This is a genomic window from Streptomyces sp. NPDC017890, from assembly GCF_044328675.1.
Taxonomy (GTDB): domain Bacteria; phylum Actinomycetota; class Actinomycetes; order Streptomycetales; family Streptomycetaceae; genus Streptomyces.
The window spans coordinates 260721-276920 of record NZ_JBIRHU010000004.1; the positions used below are offsets into that span (position 1 = coordinate 260721).

Below are 16200 nucleotides of genomic sequence, written 5' to 3' on the forward strand. Positions count from 1 at the left end.
CCTCCTCCCGCAGGCGTGAAGAACCGGACGGGTGTTCGGTGGCCCAGTGTGCCGACACACGGGCAAAATGGACGCCCGTACGGTCTCCATCAGTCCGTAGCAGTCCGCAGTAGTCCATAGCAGTCCGTGCAGGCCACCAGTGACGATCACCGAACCCCAGGAGTGCAGTGCTCCCGAGCCGCCGTGGGCGCCCCGCCCGCGCCCACGCCGCCCTCACGCTGCTCCTGGCGACCGCGGCGGCCGGGGCGCTGGCCGCCTGCGGTGACTCGGGCGGGCTGCGGAGCGCGGGCGCGACACCGGCCGCGCAGAGCCCGGCCCGGCTCTGGCCCGACCTGACGCCGGCGTCGAGTCCGGCCTACGACATCGGCGAGGTGGACAACGAGGTCGTCAAGGGCGTCACCGCGCCCGGCGGCGACATCCGCGAGGCGGATCCGGTGGCCGCCGTACGGGCGGAGATCACCGCGCACCCGGACGACTACGAGGGGGACGGGGCGCCGTACCGGGAGACGGCCCGCCGGATGGCGGACTGCGGTGCGGCCGGAGCCGGCAGTGCCGACGGCCAGGGCGGCCGGTGCCCGGTGCTCAGGCCGTACTACCGCGACCTGACCGGCGACGGGCGCCCGGAGATGACCCTGGGCTTCCGGCTGCTGCCCGAGAAGCTGACCGCCGTGCGCGTCTACACGGTGGAGAAGGACCGGCTCGTGCGGGTCATGTCCTACGACGACGCCGTGAGCGCGGTCGAGCTGGCCGGGCGGGCGGTGATCGTCCGGTCGCCGTCGGAGGTCGCGGGCTACGAGTACCGGCTGCAGTGGACGTGGGACCCCGACCAGCGGGCCATGCTCCTCACGAGCGACGAGATGCTGCGCACGGACGACGGCGGGAAGCACACGGAGCGTCCGTCCCCGTCCGCCTCCTCGCCCCGGCCCCCGTCCCCGTCCGCCTCCGCCTCCGCCTCCCCGTCGGCGGCCCGGTACGCGTCGCCCTCGGCGAGTGCCCGGTGAGACTCGCCCTCCCCCGCTGGGCAGGCCCGCTCGCGGTGAAGGCCGCCGTCTTCATCACCGTGATGTGCTGTGCGCTCGCCGCGCTGCTCGGCGTCCTGGTGCACGTCTCGGTGACCAACCAGACGGTGGGCCAGGCACGCGACGTCGCCCTGTCCCGGCTGGGGGAGGCGACCAAGGCGTACGAGGCCGGGGACCCGCTGCGGCGGGGCGCAGGCGTCGATCCGCCGGGGCTGCCGGAGCGGCTGCGGGAGCTGGCCGTGTCGGGCCGGCGCGGCACGATGGCCACCGAGCACGACGGGCACCCCACGATGTGGGCGGCGGGCCCCGCCGCGGGCGGCCGGGCCCTCGCGGTGCGGGTCGACCACACGCAGGGACAGCGCACCATCGACGGCCTGGACGGCGCGATCGTGTGGTCGTCGGCGCTGGCGATCGGGGCGACGCTGCTGGTGGGCGCCTTCGCCGTGACGCGGGTGACGCGGCGGCTGCACACGACGGCGCGGGTGGCCCGGCGGATCAGCGCGGGCGACCTCGACGCGCGGGTCGGCGATCCCCGTGCGCAGGATCCGACGCGCCCGCAGGACGAGGTGGCCTCGGTCGCCGCAGCGCTGGACTCCATGGCGTCGTCCCTGCAGGGCAAGCTGCTCGCCGAGCAGCGGTTCACCGCGGACGTGGCGCACGAGCTGCGCACCCCGCTCACCGGCCTGCACGCGGCGGCCGAGCTGCTGCCGCCGGGCCGCCCGACCGAACTGGTCCAGGACCGGGTGGCGGCCCTGCGCACGCTCACCGAGGACCTGCTGGAGATCTCCCGGCTGGAGAGCGGGCGGGAGCGGCTGGAGGTGGACCCGGAGGCGCTGGGCGCGCTGGCCGGGCGGGTCGTCCGGGGCTCCGGCACCGACACGCGCGTGGACGTCGTACGGGACGCGCGCGTGGAGACGGACCGGCGGCGGCTGGAGCGGGTGCTCGGCAACCTGGTCGCGAACGCCCACCGGCACGGGCGGGCGCCGGTGGTGCTGACCGTGGACGGGCCGGTGATCACCGTACGGGACCACGGGGACGGCTATCCGGAGTACCTCCTCGCCCACGGGCCGCAGCGGTTCCGCACCGAGGGCGGATCGAAGGGGCACGGGCTCGGGCTGACCATCGCCCTGGGTCAGGCGGAGGTGCTCGGCGCACGGCTGGAGTTCACGAATCCGCCGGACGGCGGGGCCCTGGCGACCCTGTCCCTGCCTCAGCAGCCCTGACCGGCCGCAGCGGACCGGCCGGTTCCCCGATGGCGCAGTGCGGCGGGCGGTCCGCACCGGGCGCTCCTAATGTGGCGGTTAGTCACCTGAAGACCCGTTCGTTCCCGGGAGGAACTCCCATGCCCCTGCTGTCCGCACGCTCCCCGCGTTCACCACTCCTGCGCGGCCTGGCCACCGCCGTCGCCGTCGGCGCACTCGCCACCGCCGTCGCCGTCACGCCCGCCGTCGCGAACGACGAGTGGGGCGGCGGGGACTCCGGCTCCGGCAGCGCCACCGCCGACCCTTCCGGCGGCAACGGCGGCGGGAACGGTGGTGGCGGCAACGGCGGCAACGGCGGCGGCGGCAACGGCGGCGGCGGCGGCGGGAACGGCGGCCGCCAGGAGCAGGGCCGCTACCGGGGCGTCGTCACGGCCGACCGGCTCGCCCTGCGCACCTCACCGGCCCACGGCTCGCACGTCATCCGGTACGCCCACCGGGGCGAGACCGTCCACATCTACTGCAAGACCCCCGGCGACAAGGTGAAGGGGAACCCCCTCTGGTACCTCCTCACGGACGGCACCTGGGCCTGGGGCGCGGCCCGCTACATCGACAACATCGGTCCCGCGCCGCGCTGGTGCTGATGTGAACGACCCCCACACCACACCATTTGGGTAAGTTCCGGACATGACCAAGGCCGGAACCGGAACCGGAATCACCGTGGCACAGGCGGACACGCCCGCTCCCGTCGCCCGTCTCCCCCGGCGCCGCGGCATCGAACTCGCGCTCATCCTCGTGGCCGTCCTGCTGTCGGTGTTCGGGTACTGCAACGTCGGTCTCGCCCAGCACGGCACCCTCCCGCCCGGCGCCGCCGGTTACGGCGCCGGGCTCGGCGTGCTCGCGCTCCTCGCCCATCTGGCGGTACGGCTGCGCGCCCCGTACGCCGACCCCCTGCCGCTGCCCATCGGCGTGCTGCTCAACGGCCTCGGCCTGGTGCTGATCTACCGGCTCGACCTGGAGACGCCGGGCGACCGGGCGGCCCCCACCCAGCTGGTGTGGTCGACGCTGGGCGTCGGACTGTTCATCGTCGTCGTCCTGCTGCTGCGCGACCACCGCGTGCTCCAGCGCTACGCCTACGTGTGCGTCGCCGCCGCGCTCGTCCTGCTCACCGTGCCGATCTTCTTCCCGGCCGTGAACGGCGCCCGCATCTGGATCCGGGTCGAGGGCTTCTCCATCCAGCCCGGCGAGTTCGCGAAGGTGCTCCTCGCGGTCTTCTTCGCCGCCTACCTGGCCGCGAACCGCAGCGCGCTGGCGTACGCGGGCCGCCGCGTGTGGCGGCTCCAGCTGCCCACCGGCCGCGTCCTCGGCCCGATCGTGGCGGTGTGGCTGGTCAGCGTCGGCGTCCTGGTCCTGGAGCGCGACCTCGGCACCTCGCTGCTGTTCTTCGGCCTGTTCGTCGTCCTGCTCTACGTCGCCACCGGCCGCACCGGCTGGATCGCCGTCGGCCTGCTGCTCGCGTCGCTGGGCGCGGTCGCCGTGGGCTGGCTGGAGCCGCACGTGCACAGCAGGGTGGAGGACTGGCTGCGGCCCTTCGCGTCGATCGAGGCCGGGCAGGGGCCGGGCCAGCTGGCCCAGTCGCTGTTCGCCTTCGCGGCGGGCGGCGTGACCGGCACGGGCCTCGGCCTCGGGCACTCGGTCCTGATCGGCTTCGCCGTCAAGTCCGACTTCATCCTGGCGACGGCCGGGGAGGAGCTGGGCTTCCTCGGACTGACCGCGATCTTCCTGCTGTACGGGCTGCTGGTGGAGCGCGGCTACCGGGCGAGCCTCGCCGCGCGCGATCCGTTCGGCCGGCTGCTCGCGGTCGGCCTCTCCTCGATCGTGGCGCTCCAGGTGTTCGTCATCGCGGGCGGGGTGACCGGGCTGATCCCGCTGACCGGCATGGCGATGCCGTTCCTGGCGCAGGGCGGCTCCTCGGTCGTCACCAACTGGGCGATCGTGGCGCTGCTGATCCGGGTCAGCCACGCGGCCCGCAGCCAGGCCGGCCAGGCCGACGGGCGGGCGGCACCGTGAGAGCCGGGGAGCTGCGGTGACCCGGCACATCCGGCACGCCGCCGCCTTCTGCGCCCTGCTGCTGGTCGCCCTGCTGGTGAACGCGGCCCGGGTGCAGATCGTCCAGGCCCCGGAGTACGACGACAACCCGGCCAACCGCCGCCCGGACATCGCCCGCTACCAGCAGCCGCGCGGCGACATCCTGGTCGGCGGCGAGCCGGTCACCGGCTCCCGGGACACCGGGGAGCACCTGCGCTTCGAGAGGACGTACCTGGACGGGCCGATGTACGCGCCGATCACCGGCTTCGCCTCGCAGGCCTACGGGACGACGCTGCTGGAGCACGCCGAGGACGGCCTCCTGTCCGGTGCCGACCCGCTGCTCGCGCCGCTCCCCCTCTGGAACGACGTCACGGGCACCCACAACCCGGGCGGCGACGTCGTGACGACGATCAACGGGGCCGCACAGCGGGCCGCGTTCGAGGGGCTCGGCCGGCGCAAGGGGGCGGTGGCCGCGATCGAGCCGTCCACCGGGCGCATCCTGGCGCTGGTCTCCACCCCGTCGTACGACCCCCAGCAGCTGTCCGGGAACAGCGCGGCCGCCACCCGGACCTGGGACCGGCTGAACGGCGACCCGGACCGGCCGATGCTCAACCGGGCCGTACGCCGGACCTACCCGCCGGGCTCGACCTTCAAGGTGGTCACCGCGGCGGCGGCACTGGACGCGGGCGCGGTCCGGGACCTCGACGCGCCGACCCGCTCCCCCGACCCGTACACGCTGCCCGGGACCCGGACCCGGCTGACGAACGAGGCCGACGACTGCCGGGACGCCACACTGCGCGAGGCGTTCGAGTGGTCCTGCAACACGGTGTTCGCCAAGCTCGGCGTCGACGTGGGCGTGACGGACATGGCGGCCTCGGCGGAGGCCTTCGGCTTCAACGACGCCAAGCTGCGCGTCCCCTTCGCCGTCTCGCGGAGCACCTTCGACACGTCGGTGGACCGGGCGCAGCTCGGGCTGTCGTCGATCGGGCAGTACAACACGCGGGCGACTCCACTGCAGATGGCGATGGTGGCGGCGGCGGTGGCCAACGGCGGACAGGTGCGGTCGCCGTTCCTGGTGGAACGGACCCTGCGGGCGGGCGGCAGCCTGGTGGCGACGGCGGGGTCACGGCCCTCCCGGGAGGCGATGCGGCCGAAGACGGCCGCGCTGCTGAAGGAGCTGATGACCGGCGTGGTGGAGAACGGCACCGGCGCGAACGCCGCGATCCGCGGCGCCACCGTCGGCGGCAAGACCGGCACCGCCCAGCACGGCGTCGGCAACTCGGGCACGCCGTACGCCTGGTTCGTCTCCTGGGCGCAGGGCGACGACGACCTGGAGCCGAAGGTGGCGGTCGCGGTGGTGGTCGAGGGCTCGGCGTCGGACCGCGAGGACGTCAGCGGCAGCGGACTGGCGGCGCCGATCGCGCGTGAGGTGATGGAGGCGGTGCTCACGTCGTGAGACAGGGGTACCCCGACGCGGACGGCCCGACCTAACGTTCGGTACATGACTGATGCCGCATACGAACTCGCCCAGGTCAACATCGCCCGCCTCAAGGCCCCGCTGGACTCCCCGCAGTTGAAGGACTTCGTGGACGCCCTCGACCCGGTGAACGCCGCGGCGGATGCCGCCGAGGGCTTCGTGTGGCGGCTGCAGAGCGACTCGGGCAACGCGACGGACGTGCCGTTCTTCGGCGACGACTGGCTGATCGTCAACCTGACGGTGTGGCGGGACGCGGACGCCCTGACGGCGTTCATGTACCAGGGGCTGCACCGGGAGATGCTGGCGCGGCGCCGGGACTTCTTCGAGCGGCTCGCGGAGGCGGTCACGACCCTGTGGTGGGTCCCGGCGGGGCACCGGCCGACGGTCGCGGAGGCGGAGTCGCGGCTGCTGCACCTGCGGACGCACGGGCCGACCCCGTACGCCTTCACGCTGCGGACCTCGTTCCCGGCGGGGGCGTCGGTGCCGGTGACGGGTGCGGTTCCGGAGGGGCTGGGCTGCTCGGTCTAGCGGCGGCGGTCGTTGAGCGTCACCGTGAATTCCCGGTGGACCTCGAGATCGTCCGGCGCCTGCTCGCAGAGGACCCGGTCCAGCAGACTGACCGTGCGCGTACGGAACTGGTCCGCGGACCCACGAAGACAGACTTCCGTCGAGCAGCTCCGTAAGCGGAGGCAGGTGGGGTAGCTCGTCGAGGTCGTCCGCCAGCCACCCTCCGGCGGACGGGGCCACTCGGAGCGAACGCCAATGCGGCGCTCCATCGGGTGACCCCACACCAAGCGCCTTGACGCCCACCCCGCCTTTACTCCCGGTGAACAAGTCCCGCCCAAGGGCTTGACGAGCTTACTGACACGCAGTCTCATAAGACGGAGCGAGTGAGAGTAACCGCGGGTAACTGGACCGTTCGACGAGGTGGGACAACCATGACGACCCTGACGGAAGCCGACGCGCTCGACGGCCTGCGCGACGCGCTCGGCCTGCTCAAGGACCGGGAGCAGGTGGCCGAGCGGCTGCTCGCCTCTTCCGCCAAGCACTCCTTCGACCCGGACAAGGAGCTGGACTGGGACGCGCCGTTCGAGGACGGCAAGTGGTTCTGGCCACCGGAGCTGGTGTCGCTGTACGACACCCCGATGTGGAAGCGGATGAGCGAGGAGCAGCGCATCCTGCTCTCCGGGCACGAGGCCGCCGCGCTCGCCTCGCTCGGCATCTGGTTCGAGCTGATCCTTATGCAGCTGCTGGTGAGACACATCTACGACAAGTCGGCGACGAGCGCGCACGTGCGCTACGCGCTGACCGAGATCGAGGACGAGTGCCGGCACTCGAAGATGTTCGCCCGGCTCATATCGCGCGGCGAGACGCCGTGGTACCCGGTGAGCCCCATGCACCAGCATCTGGGGCGCCTGTTCAAGACGATCTCCACCACGCCCGGCTCCTTCACCGCCACGCTGCTCGGCGAGGAGGTCCTGGACTGGATGCAGCGGCTGACCTTCCCCGACGAGCGGATCCAGCCACTGATCCGGGGCGTCACGCGCATCCACGTCGTGGAGGAGGCCCGGCACGTGCGCTACGCCCGTGAGGAGTTGCGCCGCCAGATGGTGACGGCGCCCAAGTGGTCGCAGGAGTTCACCCGGATCACCTCCGGCGAGTTCGCCCGCGTCTTCTCCGTCGCCTTCATCAACCCCGAGGTGTACACGAACGTCGGCCTGGACAAGCGTGAGGCCCTGGCCGAGGTCAAGGCCAGCGGCCACCGCCGCGAGATCATGCAGACCGGCTCGAAGCGCCTCACCGACTTCCTGGACGACATCGGCGTGCTGCGGGGTGTCGGGCGGCGGCTGTGGAAGTCGTCGGGGCTGCTGGCGTAGCCGCCGGACGGGGCCGCGCCGATTAGGCTGCGGTCATGACCCCGCAGGCCTCCACCCCCGCCTACCGCCGGCTCAGCGTCGAGGAGCGCCGCGTCCAGTTGCTCGGCGCGGCGCTCGCCCTCTTCGCGCACCGGCCGCCGGAGGAGGTCTCCCTGGACGACGTGGCCGAGCAGGCCGGGGTCTCGCGGCCACTGGTGTACCGGTACTTCCCGGGCGGCAAGCAGCAGCTGTACGAGGCCGCGCTCAGGTCGGCAGCCGACGAGCTGCGGCTGTGCTTCGACGAGCCCCGCGAGGGGCCGCTGCTGGCCCGGCTGTCCCGGGCCCTGGACCGCTATCTCGCCTTCGTCGACCAGCACGACACCGGCTTCAGCGCCCTGCTGCGCGGCGGCAGCGTGGCCGAGACCTCCCGGACCTCGTCCATCGTGGACGGCGTACGCCGGGCCGCCGCCGACCACATCATGAGCCACCTGGACGTCACCGAACCCGGTCCCCGGCTGCGGATGACCGTACGGATGTGGATCACGGCGGTGGAGGCGGCCTCGCTGATCTGGCTGGACGAGGACAAGCAGCCGCCCCTCGACGAGCTGCGGGACTGGCTCGTGGAGCAGTTCCTCGCCGTACTGACGGTCACCGCCCGCCGCGACCCGCAGACCGCGGTGCTGGTCGAGGCGCTGGCGGCGGACATCTGACACCGGCGCGCGAGCTCTGACACCGGCGCGCGGATCGCTGACACTGGTGCCGTGAAGAGCGAAGACACCCCCTTCGAGGGCGGCCCCATGGACGGGCGGGTGCTGCCCGTGCTGGTCGGGATGACCGGGCACCCGCCGAAGACCTACCGCATCCCCGTACCGGATCCGGACGGCGGCCCGCCCACCGTGCTCGTGTACCGGCGGGTGCCCCGGGACTCCCGGGGCGGGTTGCGGCTCGCCCGCTGGAAGTACGCGTACGACCCCGAGGGCCGCAAGAGCTCCGCCCGGAAGTGGCCCTGGTCCAAGCCGGACGCCGATCCAGACGCCACGCCGGGTGGCAAACCGGACGACGCCCACGGGTGACCCCGTTGCGCCGAACCGCGCACACTCGGCGCGCGGAGCCCGCGAACACGTCACATGCTCGCCGTGCGGAGCGGACGAGCCGCCCCGCGGCCCCGGAGGTGATGGCGTGTCAGGAAGGTTTCTGCGTCTGGTGTGCACGGCGGCGGTGACGGCCGGGATCGCCCTCGCGCCCGTGCCCGCCACGGCCGACCCCGAGCCCGGCGGCGCCGGCGGCGACCGGTCCGTGGCCGGTCTGCTGACGGACCTTCAGCGGCTGTACCGGGAGGCGGAGAAGGCCGCCGAGACCTACAACGGCACCGAGGAACGCCTGAAGGAGCAGCGCACCCTGGTGAGGCGGCTGGACGCCGCGCTGTCCCGGACCCGGCTCTCCCTGCACGACAGCCGCGGTGCGGCCGGACGGCTGGCCCGGCAGGAGTACCGGAACAGCAGCGGCCTCTCCCCCTATCTTCGGCTGCTGCTGGCCCGCGACCCGCAGCACGCGCTCGACCAGGGGCACGTGATCGGCCGGCTGGCCCGGCAGCGTGCCGAGACGGTGGGCCGCCTGACCGGCGCCGAGCAGAAGGCCGACGCGCTGGCCGAGCGGGCACGCAAGGCACTGGACAGGCAACTCGCCCTCGCTGAGCGGCAGGAGGAGGAGCGGGACGACGTACGCGAGAGGCTGCTCGCCGTCGAGGAGCTGCTCGCCTCCCTCACCCCCGAGGAGCTGGCCGCGCTGGCGGAGTTCGAGAAGAGCGGGATCACCGAGGCGCAGGAGCGGTTCATGGCGTCCGGTGCGCTCGGCGACGACGACAAGCCCTCCGCCGAGGGCGACCGGGCGGTGCGGTTCGCGGTGGAGCAGCTCGGCAAGCCGTACGAGTGGGGCGCGGAGGGCCCCGCGTCGTACGACTGCTCGGGGCTGACCTCCGTGGCCTGGGCGCGGGCCGGGGCACCGATCCCGCGGACCAGCCAGGAGCAGTGGGCGCGGCTGGAGCGCGTGCCGCTCGGCCGGCTGCGACCCGGTGACCTGGTCGTGTACTTCCCCGAGGCCACCCATGTGGCGATGTACCTCGGCGACGGGATGGTCGTCCAGGCGCCGCGCCCCGGCGCCGAGGTCAAGGTGTCACCGATCGCCGCCAACCCGGTCCTGGGCGCCGTACGGCCCGACCCCGGCGGGGAGCCGCTGCGGCGGTACACGCCGCCGAGGCTTCCCGAGGGGGTGACGGACGGGTCCGACGAGGGGTACGCGGCCGGCTACGCGCCCGCGGCGCCCGAGACCTCCATGAGGTAGCCCTCGGTCTTCGCCGGGTCGTAGAAGAAGTTCTCGAAGTCGGCCGGGTCGTCGAAGCCGTTGGCGAAGCGGTCGGCGACCGGCTGGAGCTGGGTGCCGGCGCCGATCAGGTTCAGGACGTGCTCCGGCGGCGGGGCGAGCATGCTGTTGGTCCACTTGGTGACGTGCTGGGCCGTCTCCCAGTAGCGGTCGAAGGTCTGCCGCATCCAGGCCTCGTCGAACTCCTTCTCCCCCTGCTCCAGGATGGAGGCGAGGTAGGAGGCGGCGCATTTGGAGGCGGAGTTGGAGCCCTGGCCGGTGATCGGGTCGTTGGCGACGACCACGTCGGCCACGCCGAGCACCAGGCCGCCGCCGGGCAGGCGGCCGACCGGGTTGCGGACGGTGGGGGCGTAGCGGCCGGCGAGGGTGCCGCCGGCGTCGGTCAGTTCGACCTTGGTGGCCCGCGCGTACTCCCAGGGGAGGAACCTCTCCATGAGTTCCAGGGTCAGGGAGAGGTGCTCCGAGGGGTCCTTGACGTCCTTGAAGGCGTCCAGCGGGCCGCCGGGTATGCCCTCCCAGAAGAGGATGTCGGCGCGGCCGGACGTCGTGAACGTCGGCATGATGAACATCTCGCCGACGCCGGGGACCAGGTTGCAGCGGATGGCCTCCATGTCCGGGTGCTCCGGGCGCGGGCCCATCCCGTGGACGTAGGCCACCGCGAGCGCGCGCTGCGGCTCGGTGTACGGGGAGCGGGACGCGTCGCGGCCGAACATCTGGACCAGCTCGCCCTTGCCCGCCGAGACGAGGACGAGGTCGTAGGCGCGGGAGAAGTAGTCGAGGTCGCCGACGGCCGCGCCGTGGATGACGAGCTGGCCGCCGCGCTGGGCGAAGGTCTCCATCCAGCCGGCCATCTTCACCCGCTGGTCCACCGACTGCGCGAAGCCGTCGAGGTGCCCCACCCAGTCGATCGCGCGCTGCGACGGGCCCGGGTCGAAGGAGCCGGGGGCCGCCACCGAGACACCGAGTCCTTCGATCTTCGGGGCCTGGGACTCCCAGAAGTTCAGCTGGAGGTCGCGCTCGTGCTGGAGTGCCGTGTGGAACATGCACTGCGTCGACATGACCCGGCCGGTGCGGATCTCGTCCGCGGTCCGGTTGGACATCAGGGTGACCTCGTAGCCGTGCGACTGGAGGCCGAGGGCGAGCTGGAGACCGGACTGGCCGGCTCCGACGACGAGTATCTTCCGCATGCGGTGTTCCGTCTCCTACTCGGGGGTTTCGTCGAGCGCGTGGCCCACGAGGGACAAGAGGGTCTCGATGGCCGAGATCCGACGGCGCGCATCCATGATCATTACAGGTATGTGCGCGGGGATCGTCAACGCCTCCCGCACGTCCTCCGCCTCGAACAGCTCGCTGCCGTCGAAGTGGTTCACCGCGACGACGTACGGCAGTGAGCAGCTCTCGAAGTAGTCCAGCGCGGGGAAGCAGTCCTTCAGGCGGCGGGTGTCGGCCAGCACGACGGCGCCGATCGCGCCGCGCACCAGGTCGTCCCACATGAACCAGAACCGCTGCTGGCCCGGCGTGCCGAACAGGTAGAGCACCAGGTCGTCGTCGAGCGTGAGGCGGCCGAAGTCCATGGCCACGGTGGTGGTGAGCTTGCCCGGGGTGGCGGTGAGGTCGTCGGTCTCCTCGCTCGCCTCGGTCATCAGCGCCTCGGTCTGCAGGGGCGTGATCTCCGAGACGGTGGTGACCAGCGTGGTTTTGCCGACGCCGAAGCCGCCCGCGACGACGATCTTCGTGGCGACGGGCGCGCGGGTGCGGTCCGTCTGCCAGGGCCGCACGGGCTCGTCGGGGTCGACGAGGGGGGAGACGCCGTAGGCGGCGGCGTCAGAGACGACGGAGTCCACTGAGCACCCTTTCGAGCAGAGCGCGGTCCGGGCGGCCCGCGCCGTGGCCGGTTCCGGTGCCGTACACACGGATCTTTCCCTGGTCCGCGAGGTCGCTGATGAGCACGCGGACCACGCCGAGCGGCATCTTCAGCAGCGCGGCGATCTCGGCCACCGTACGCATACGGCGGCACAGTTCGACGATGGCCCGCATCTCCGGCATCACGCGGGAGGTGAGCGACCCGTTCGTCAGTTCCTTGCGCTCCTCGGCGGCTTCGAGCGCGGCGGTGCCGGCGGTGGCGCCGACGAACGTCTCCACGAGCAGGACGTGGCCGAAGCGGGTACGGCCGCCGGTGAGCGAGTAGGGGCGCACGCGGGCGGGCTTGCGGTCGGCGCCGCGCACGGGGAGGGCCTTCGGGTGCTTCGGGAGCTTCGGGTTCTTGCCGGGGCCCTTGCTCATCGGACACTCCCCGTCGGCTCGGACTCCAGGGACTGCCGCAGCTCACTGCGGAGTTCGGGGGTCAGGACATGACCGGCGCGGCCCACGAAGAGCGCCATGTGGTACGCGATGACGCTCATGTCGGCGTCCGCGGAGCCGTGCACGCCGAGCAGCGAGCCGTCGCTGATCGACATCACGAACAGGCTGCCCTCGTCCATGGCGACCATCGTGTGCTTCACCTGGCCGAAGCCCACCAGCCGGGCGGCGCCGACGGTCAGGCTGCCGACGCCGGAGACGACGGTGGCGAGGTCGGCGGCGGAACCGCGCGGGCCGGCGCGGCGCACGGCCCGGACCTCGCGGGCCGCGGTGACGGGGGTCCCCCCGCGGGAGCCCGTTCGAGCGTGGGGGAGCTCCTGGTCGGAGGAGAGCAGGAGCAGGCCGTCGGAGGAGACCACCGCGACAGAGAGGATGCCGGGCACCTCCTCGACCAGGTTGGTCAGCAGCCAGTGCAGATTGCGGGCTTCACTACTGAGTCCGAAGGTACTGGGAGCGGTCAACTGCTTGCCTCCTCGACAGTGCCCCCCGTGGCTTCCTCGGTTGTCCCTGCTGCGGCGTTCGGCGCCTGGTTGTGTCCGGTACGGTCGGCGAGCTCCGCCTCGACGTCGCGGCGGCCTGCCTCCGCCCCCCGGCGGAACCCTCCCAGGCGGCGGCGGAGCGCGTCGGCGTCCACGGAGCCCGCCGTGCGCGGCCTGGGTACCGCCGCGGGCGTGCTGACCTTGGGGGTCCGCTTGGGCAGGCCCTTGTCGGTGACGGGCTCGGCCGGTTCGGCGTCCTCGGTGTCCTGGACGTCCTCGGTGTTGTCGACGTCCTCGGTGTTCTGGGCCGGCGCGATGCCCTCGTCCGGCGCGGTGCCCTCGTCCGGCGCGCGGTCGTGGGCGTCGGGACCGATGGCGTAGGGGTCGGGTGCGGGCTCCGGTTCCGGCGCCCGGAACTCCGCCTGCGCCTGCGCCGGCAGCAGGAGGGCCATCGTGGTGTCGTCGGGGAGGTCGTGGCCGGGAGTGGTCTCGGCCTCTGAGGCCTTCGCCTCGTCGGCCTTCGCCTTCTGGGTGGGCTCCGGATCGACGGCGTCGGCCGCGTCCGCCGCGTCCGCCGGGGCCTCGGGCTCCTCGGAGCTCTCGCGCTCCGCCGGCCCTTCGGGGCCCTCGAGGCCCTCGGAGCCCTCGGAGCCCTCGGAGCGAGAGTCCTGCGCCCCGTCGGCCTCCGCACGTCGTACGGCCTGTTCCGCCGAGGCGACGAGCGGGTCCGTGCCCTTCTCCGCGCGGCCGTGCAGGACGTTGGAGTTGGCCTCCGCGTCGGCGCCCGGCAGGGAGAAGGAGCCCGTGCCCTCGGGCATCGGCACGGCCGGGACGAGCGCGGCCGGGGGTGCCGCGGCGAGCAGCGTCTTCGGCAGGACCACGACGGCCGCGACACCGCCCTGCTTCTGCTCCCGCAGCCGCACGCGCGCCCCGTGCCGGTGGGCGAGCCGGGCCACCACGTACAGGCCGAGCCCGAGGCCGTCCTCGCCCTCCTGGTCGTAGGGCGCGTCCGGGTCGAAGTCGGTGAGGCGGGCGTTGAGGCGCTCGAGCCGCTCGGTGGCCATGCCGATGCCCTCGTCCCGGACGGAGAGCATCACCTCGCCGTTCTCCAGCAGCCAGCCGGAGACCTCGACGGGCAGGTCCGGCGGCGAGAAGGAGGTGGCGTTCTCCATCAGTTCGGCCAGCAGGTGGGAGAGGTCGTCGGCCGCGAACCCGGCCACGTGCGCGTGCGGCGGCAGCGCGGCGATGCGGACGCGTTCGTACCGCTCGATCTCGCTGACCGCGGCCCGGACCACGTCGACCAGCGGCACCGGTGAGGCGCTGTGCTGGACGTGCTCGGTGCCGGCGAGGACGAGGAGGTTCTCGCTGTGGCGGCGCATGACCGTCGCGAAGTGGTCGAGCTTGAACAGGGTGGCGAGGCGCTCCGGGTCCTGCTCGCGTTCCTCGAGGCTCTCGATGACCGCGAGTTGCCGCTCGACCAGGCCGAGGGTGCGCAGCGCGAGGTTCACGAAGGTGGAGCCGATGCTCTTGCGCACCACGTCCAGCTGGGCGGCCGACGCGGCGAGTTCGGCCCGCAGTTCCTCGCGGGCGTCGGCCATCCTCTGCCGTTGACCGACGAGGTGCTTGCGGTCGGACTCGAGTGTGTTGACGCGGTCGGCGAGCATGGCGGCGTGCGCGTGCAGGGCGTTGACGGAGCGGACGACCTGGGCGAACTCGTCGTTGCGGCCGGTGAAGGTGACGGCCTCCTCGGCCGTCGGGTCCTGCGCGCCGGCCAGCCGCGCCGAGCCGCGTCGCAGCACCGAGAGCGGGCGGGTGAGGGTGCGGGCCATGGCGGTGGCGATGCCCACGGCCAGCAGGAGCAGGGCGCCGAGAGCGGCGATCCGGATCTCCAGCTCGGTGACGTCGTCGTCGCGCAGCTGCTCCAGAGCCGTGGTGCGCTTCTCGTAGAGGGCGGACTCGGCGCCGCGCATGGCGTCGACGCGGGCCGAGAGCGCGGCGTCCACCCTCTTGGTGCTGGTCTTGAGGTCGTTGTCGGAGAGCGTCGGCTCGTTCGTGAGCCCGGCGAGGTACTTGTCGGCGGAGTTGACCTCGGGGCCGGCGACCGTGGCGTCGAAGCTGTCCCGCGCCTCCTTGGGCGCTCCCTCGCGGAAGTCGGCGAGCGCGGCGTCGGAGCGCACCCGGGCCTGCTGGGCGGCGGCGGCGAGCTCGTCGCGCTGCTCGGTGTCGGCGTCCGAGGAGGTGGTCGTCTCGGTCGGCAGGCCCGTGATCGGGTCGATGACGGTCTCGGTGCTGCTCGGCACGTTCAGGGCCGCGAGGAGCAACCCACGGGTGGCGGCGGCCTGCTGGACGGCGGTGTCCAGTTCGGCGAGGGCGTACGCACCGGCGCCCGCGCGGGGCGGCATCCGCTCGGCCAGCTCCTCGGCCAGGGCGTGGAGTTCGGCGATCGCCTCCGAGTACGCCTCGTGCGCCTGGAGAGCGGTGCTCTTGCCGGTGAGCGCCGCCCTGCGCAGCGCCGCGACGGCGTCGAGGTCCTCGCGCAGGGAGGCGGGCGTGTCGGTGTCGGCACGCAGTTCCTCCACCTGCCGGTCGACGCGGGCGCTGCGCTGTTCGGAGGGCGCCTTGGACTTCGGGCGGCCGGCGGCGATGTAAGGGGTGACCTCGTCGCGCTCGTCGGCCAGGGAGTGGGCGAGGGTCAGCGCGCCCTGGGTCCGCTCGGCGAGCGTCACCAGTTCCTGGGAGTCGTGCAGTTGCCCGGAGGCGGCCACGACCGACGGTGCTCCGGCTCCGGCGATGGCGGCGGCCACGACGGCCACGGCGACGATGAGGCGGTTGCGTACGTGGGTCGGGCGGCCCTTGCCGACGGGGGCCCGAGGCGGCGCCGGGGTGGAGGTGCCGGGGGTGTGTTCCGCGCTCCCCGCGGGGGCCGTCTGCTTGCCTGTGCGACGAGGCCGCGTCTTCTGCACCGGTGCTCGCATTCCTGACTCGTGTACCCGTGGGCCCGGGTGGCGCTCCGTCAACTGACCGGCCGGCGCGTGCACCCTCCGCCACGCTCTGGGCTCTTCCCAGGCCGCCGACTGCGCATCGGGCGGGATGACCGCGTGAGCAGGGCAGGCCCTCCACCGGTTCCCGACCCTCCCAGTGCCGGTGGGCGGTGGGCGTGCATCATCCGACCCGCCACCCGAAGGAGTGAACCTCGGAGGGGAGTTGGTGGGCAAGTTCCGTCGGCTCGTGCGACACGCCCGTGCGGCGCGCCGGTTGGACGTCTGCGACGGGCGGTGGCACTATGTGCCGCCGCGCGTTGCCGGAGTGCGGAATTCCAACCCAAATCCGGCGCCTGACCTGCGC

At 73.1% G+C, this 16200-nt stretch carries 15 protein-coding genes; 10 read left to right on the top strand and 5 right to left on the bottom strand.

Annotated features, from left to right (window positions below; genetic code table 11):
* Positions 1-167 precede the first annotated feature (167 nt).
* From ACH4F2_RS07690 to ACH4F2_RS07735, 10 genes are all read left to right on the top strand, one after another.
* Positions 168-1001 carry a hypothetical protein gene (locus ACH4F2_RS07690; RefSeq protein ID WP_398131776.1) on the top strand — a complete coding sequence of 278 codons (834 nt, stop codon included), beginning with the start codon at positions 168-170 and terminating at the stop codon, positions 999-1001.
* Positions 998-2242 carry an ATP-binding protein gene (locus ACH4F2_RS07695; protein ID WP_398131777.1) on the top strand — a complete coding sequence of 415 codons (1245 nt, stop codon included), beginning with the start codon at positions 998-1000 and terminating at the stop codon, positions 2240-2242. Before ACH4F2_RS07690 ends, ACH4F2_RS07695 begins: the two co-directional genes overlap by 4 nt.
* A 119-nt stretch (positions 2243-2361) precedes the next feature.
* On the top strand, positions 2362-2862 hold the full coding sequence (locus ACH4F2_RS07700; protein WP_398131778.1) for an SH3 domain-containing protein: 501 nt from the start codon (positions 2362-2364) through the stop codon (positions 2860-2862).
* Between the two features lie 43 nt (positions 2863-2905).
* Positions 2906-4288, top strand: coding sequence for an FtsW/RodA/SpoVE family cell cycle protein (locus ACH4F2_RS07705; RefSeq protein WP_398131779.1), 1383 nt, complete (start codon positions 2906-2908; stop codon positions 4286-4288).
* A 16-nt stretch (positions 4289-4304) separates the two neighbouring features.
* Positions 4305-5762, top strand: coding sequence for a penicillin-binding transpeptidase domain-containing protein (locus ACH4F2_RS07710; RefSeq protein WP_398131780.1), 1458 nt, complete (start codon positions 4305-4307; stop codon positions 5760-5762).
* 45 nt (positions 5763-5807) lie between these two features.
* The gene (locus ACH4F2_RS07715; protein WP_398131781.1) at positions 5808-6311 is read left to right on the top strand and encodes a DUF3291 domain-containing protein; all 504 of its coding nucleotides are present in this window, start codon (positions 5808-5810) and stop codon (positions 6309-6311) included.
* A 410-nt stretch (positions 6312-6721) separates the two neighbouring features.
* A complete protein-coding gene (locus tag ACH4F2_RS07720; RefSeq protein ID WP_398131782.1) occupies positions 6722-7660 on the top strand; it encodes a diiron oxygenase in 939 nt (312 codons plus the stop codon).
* A 35-nt stretch (positions 7661-7695) separates the two neighbouring features.
* Complete coding sequence (locus ACH4F2_RS07725) at positions 7696-8349, top strand: TetR/AcrR family transcriptional regulator (protein WP_398131783.1); 654 nt, start codon at positions 7696-7698, stop codon at positions 8347-8349.
* Positions 8350-8400: 51 nt separating this feature from the next.
* A complete protein-coding gene (locus ACH4F2_RS07730; RefSeq protein ID WP_398131784.1) occupies positions 8401-8712 on the top strand; it encodes a hypothetical protein in 312 nt (103 codons plus the stop codon).
* A 106-nt stretch (positions 8713-8818) separates the two neighbouring features.
* Entirely contained in the window at positions 8819-9979 is a 1161-nt protein-coding gene (locus ACH4F2_RS07735; protein ID WP_398131785.1) for an NlpC/P60 family protein, read from the top strand.
* On the opposite strand, the gene ACH4F2_RS07740 is transcribed toward ACH4F2_RS07735, so the two are convergent.
* The 5 genes from ACH4F2_RS07740 to ACH4F2_RS07760 are packed head-to-tail and all read right to left on the bottom strand — an operon-like array spanning position 9943 to position 15830.
* Positions 9943-11205, bottom strand: a complete 1263-nt coding sequence (locus tag ACH4F2_RS07740; RefSeq protein ID WP_398131786.1) for a styrene monooxygenase/indole monooxygenase family protein — start codon at positions 11203-11205, stop codon at positions 9943-9945. The genes ACH4F2_RS07735 and ACH4F2_RS07740 overlap by 37 nt on opposite strands.
* A 15-nt stretch (positions 11206-11220) precedes the next feature.
* Positions 11221-11862, bottom strand: a complete 642-nt coding sequence (locus ACH4F2_RS07745) for a GTP-binding protein (RefSeq protein WP_398131787.1) — start codon at positions 11860-11862, stop codon at positions 11221-11223.
* A complete protein-coding gene (locus ACH4F2_RS07750; protein WP_398131788.1) occupies positions 11843-12301 on the bottom strand; it encodes a DUF742 domain-containing protein in 459 nt (152 codons plus the stop codon). Before ACH4F2_RS07750 ends, ACH4F2_RS07745 begins: the two co-directional genes overlap by 20 nt.
* Entirely contained in the window at positions 12298-12837 is a 540-nt protein-coding gene (locus ACH4F2_RS07755) for a roadblock/LC7 domain-containing protein (protein WP_398131789.1), read from the bottom strand. Before ACH4F2_RS07755 ends, ACH4F2_RS07750 begins: the two co-directional genes overlap by 4 nt.
* Positions 12834-15830 carry a nitrate- and nitrite sensing domain-containing protein gene (locus ACH4F2_RS07760; RefSeq protein WP_398131790.1) on the bottom strand — a complete coding sequence of 999 codons (2997 nt, stop codon included), beginning with the start codon at positions 15828-15830 and terminating at the stop codon, positions 12834-12836. The genes ACH4F2_RS07755 and ACH4F2_RS07760 overlap by 4 nt, the downstream gene beginning before the upstream one ends.
* Positions 15831-16200: the final 370 nt, after the last annotated feature.

Coding starts and splice junctions, on each gene's coding strand:
- ACH4F2_RS07725 (WP_398131783.1), top strand. CDS start 7,696: ATGACCCCGCAGGCCTCCACCCCCGCCTACCGCCGGCTCAGCGTCGAG.
- ACH4F2_RS07700 (WP_398131778.1), top strand. CDS start 2,362: ATGCCCCTGCTGTCCGCACGCTCCCCGCGTTCACCACTCCTGCGCGGC.
- ACH4F2_RS07720 (WP_398131782.1), top strand. CDS start 6,722: ATGACGACCCTGACGGAAGCCGACGCGCTCGACGGCCTGCGCGACGCG.
- ACH4F2_RS07705 (WP_398131779.1), top strand. CDS start 2,906: ATGACCAAGGCCGGAACCGGAACCGGAATCACCGTGGCACAGGCGGAC.
- ACH4F2_RS07715 (WP_398131781.1), top strand. CDS start 5,808: ATGACTGATGCCGCATACGAACTCGCCCAGGTCAACATCGCCCGCCTC.
- ACH4F2_RS07750 (WP_398131788.1), bottom strand. CDS start 12,301: ATGAGCAAGGGCCCCGGCAAGAACCCGAAGCTCCCGAAGCACCCGAAG.
- ACH4F2_RS07760 (WP_398131790.1), bottom strand. CDS start 15,830: ATGCGAGCACCGGTGCAGAAGACGCGGCCTCGTCGCACAGGCAAGCAG.
- ACH4F2_RS07740 (WP_398131786.1), bottom strand. CDS start 11,205: ATGCGGAAGATACTCGTCGTCGGAGCCGGCCAGTCCGGTCTCCAGCTC.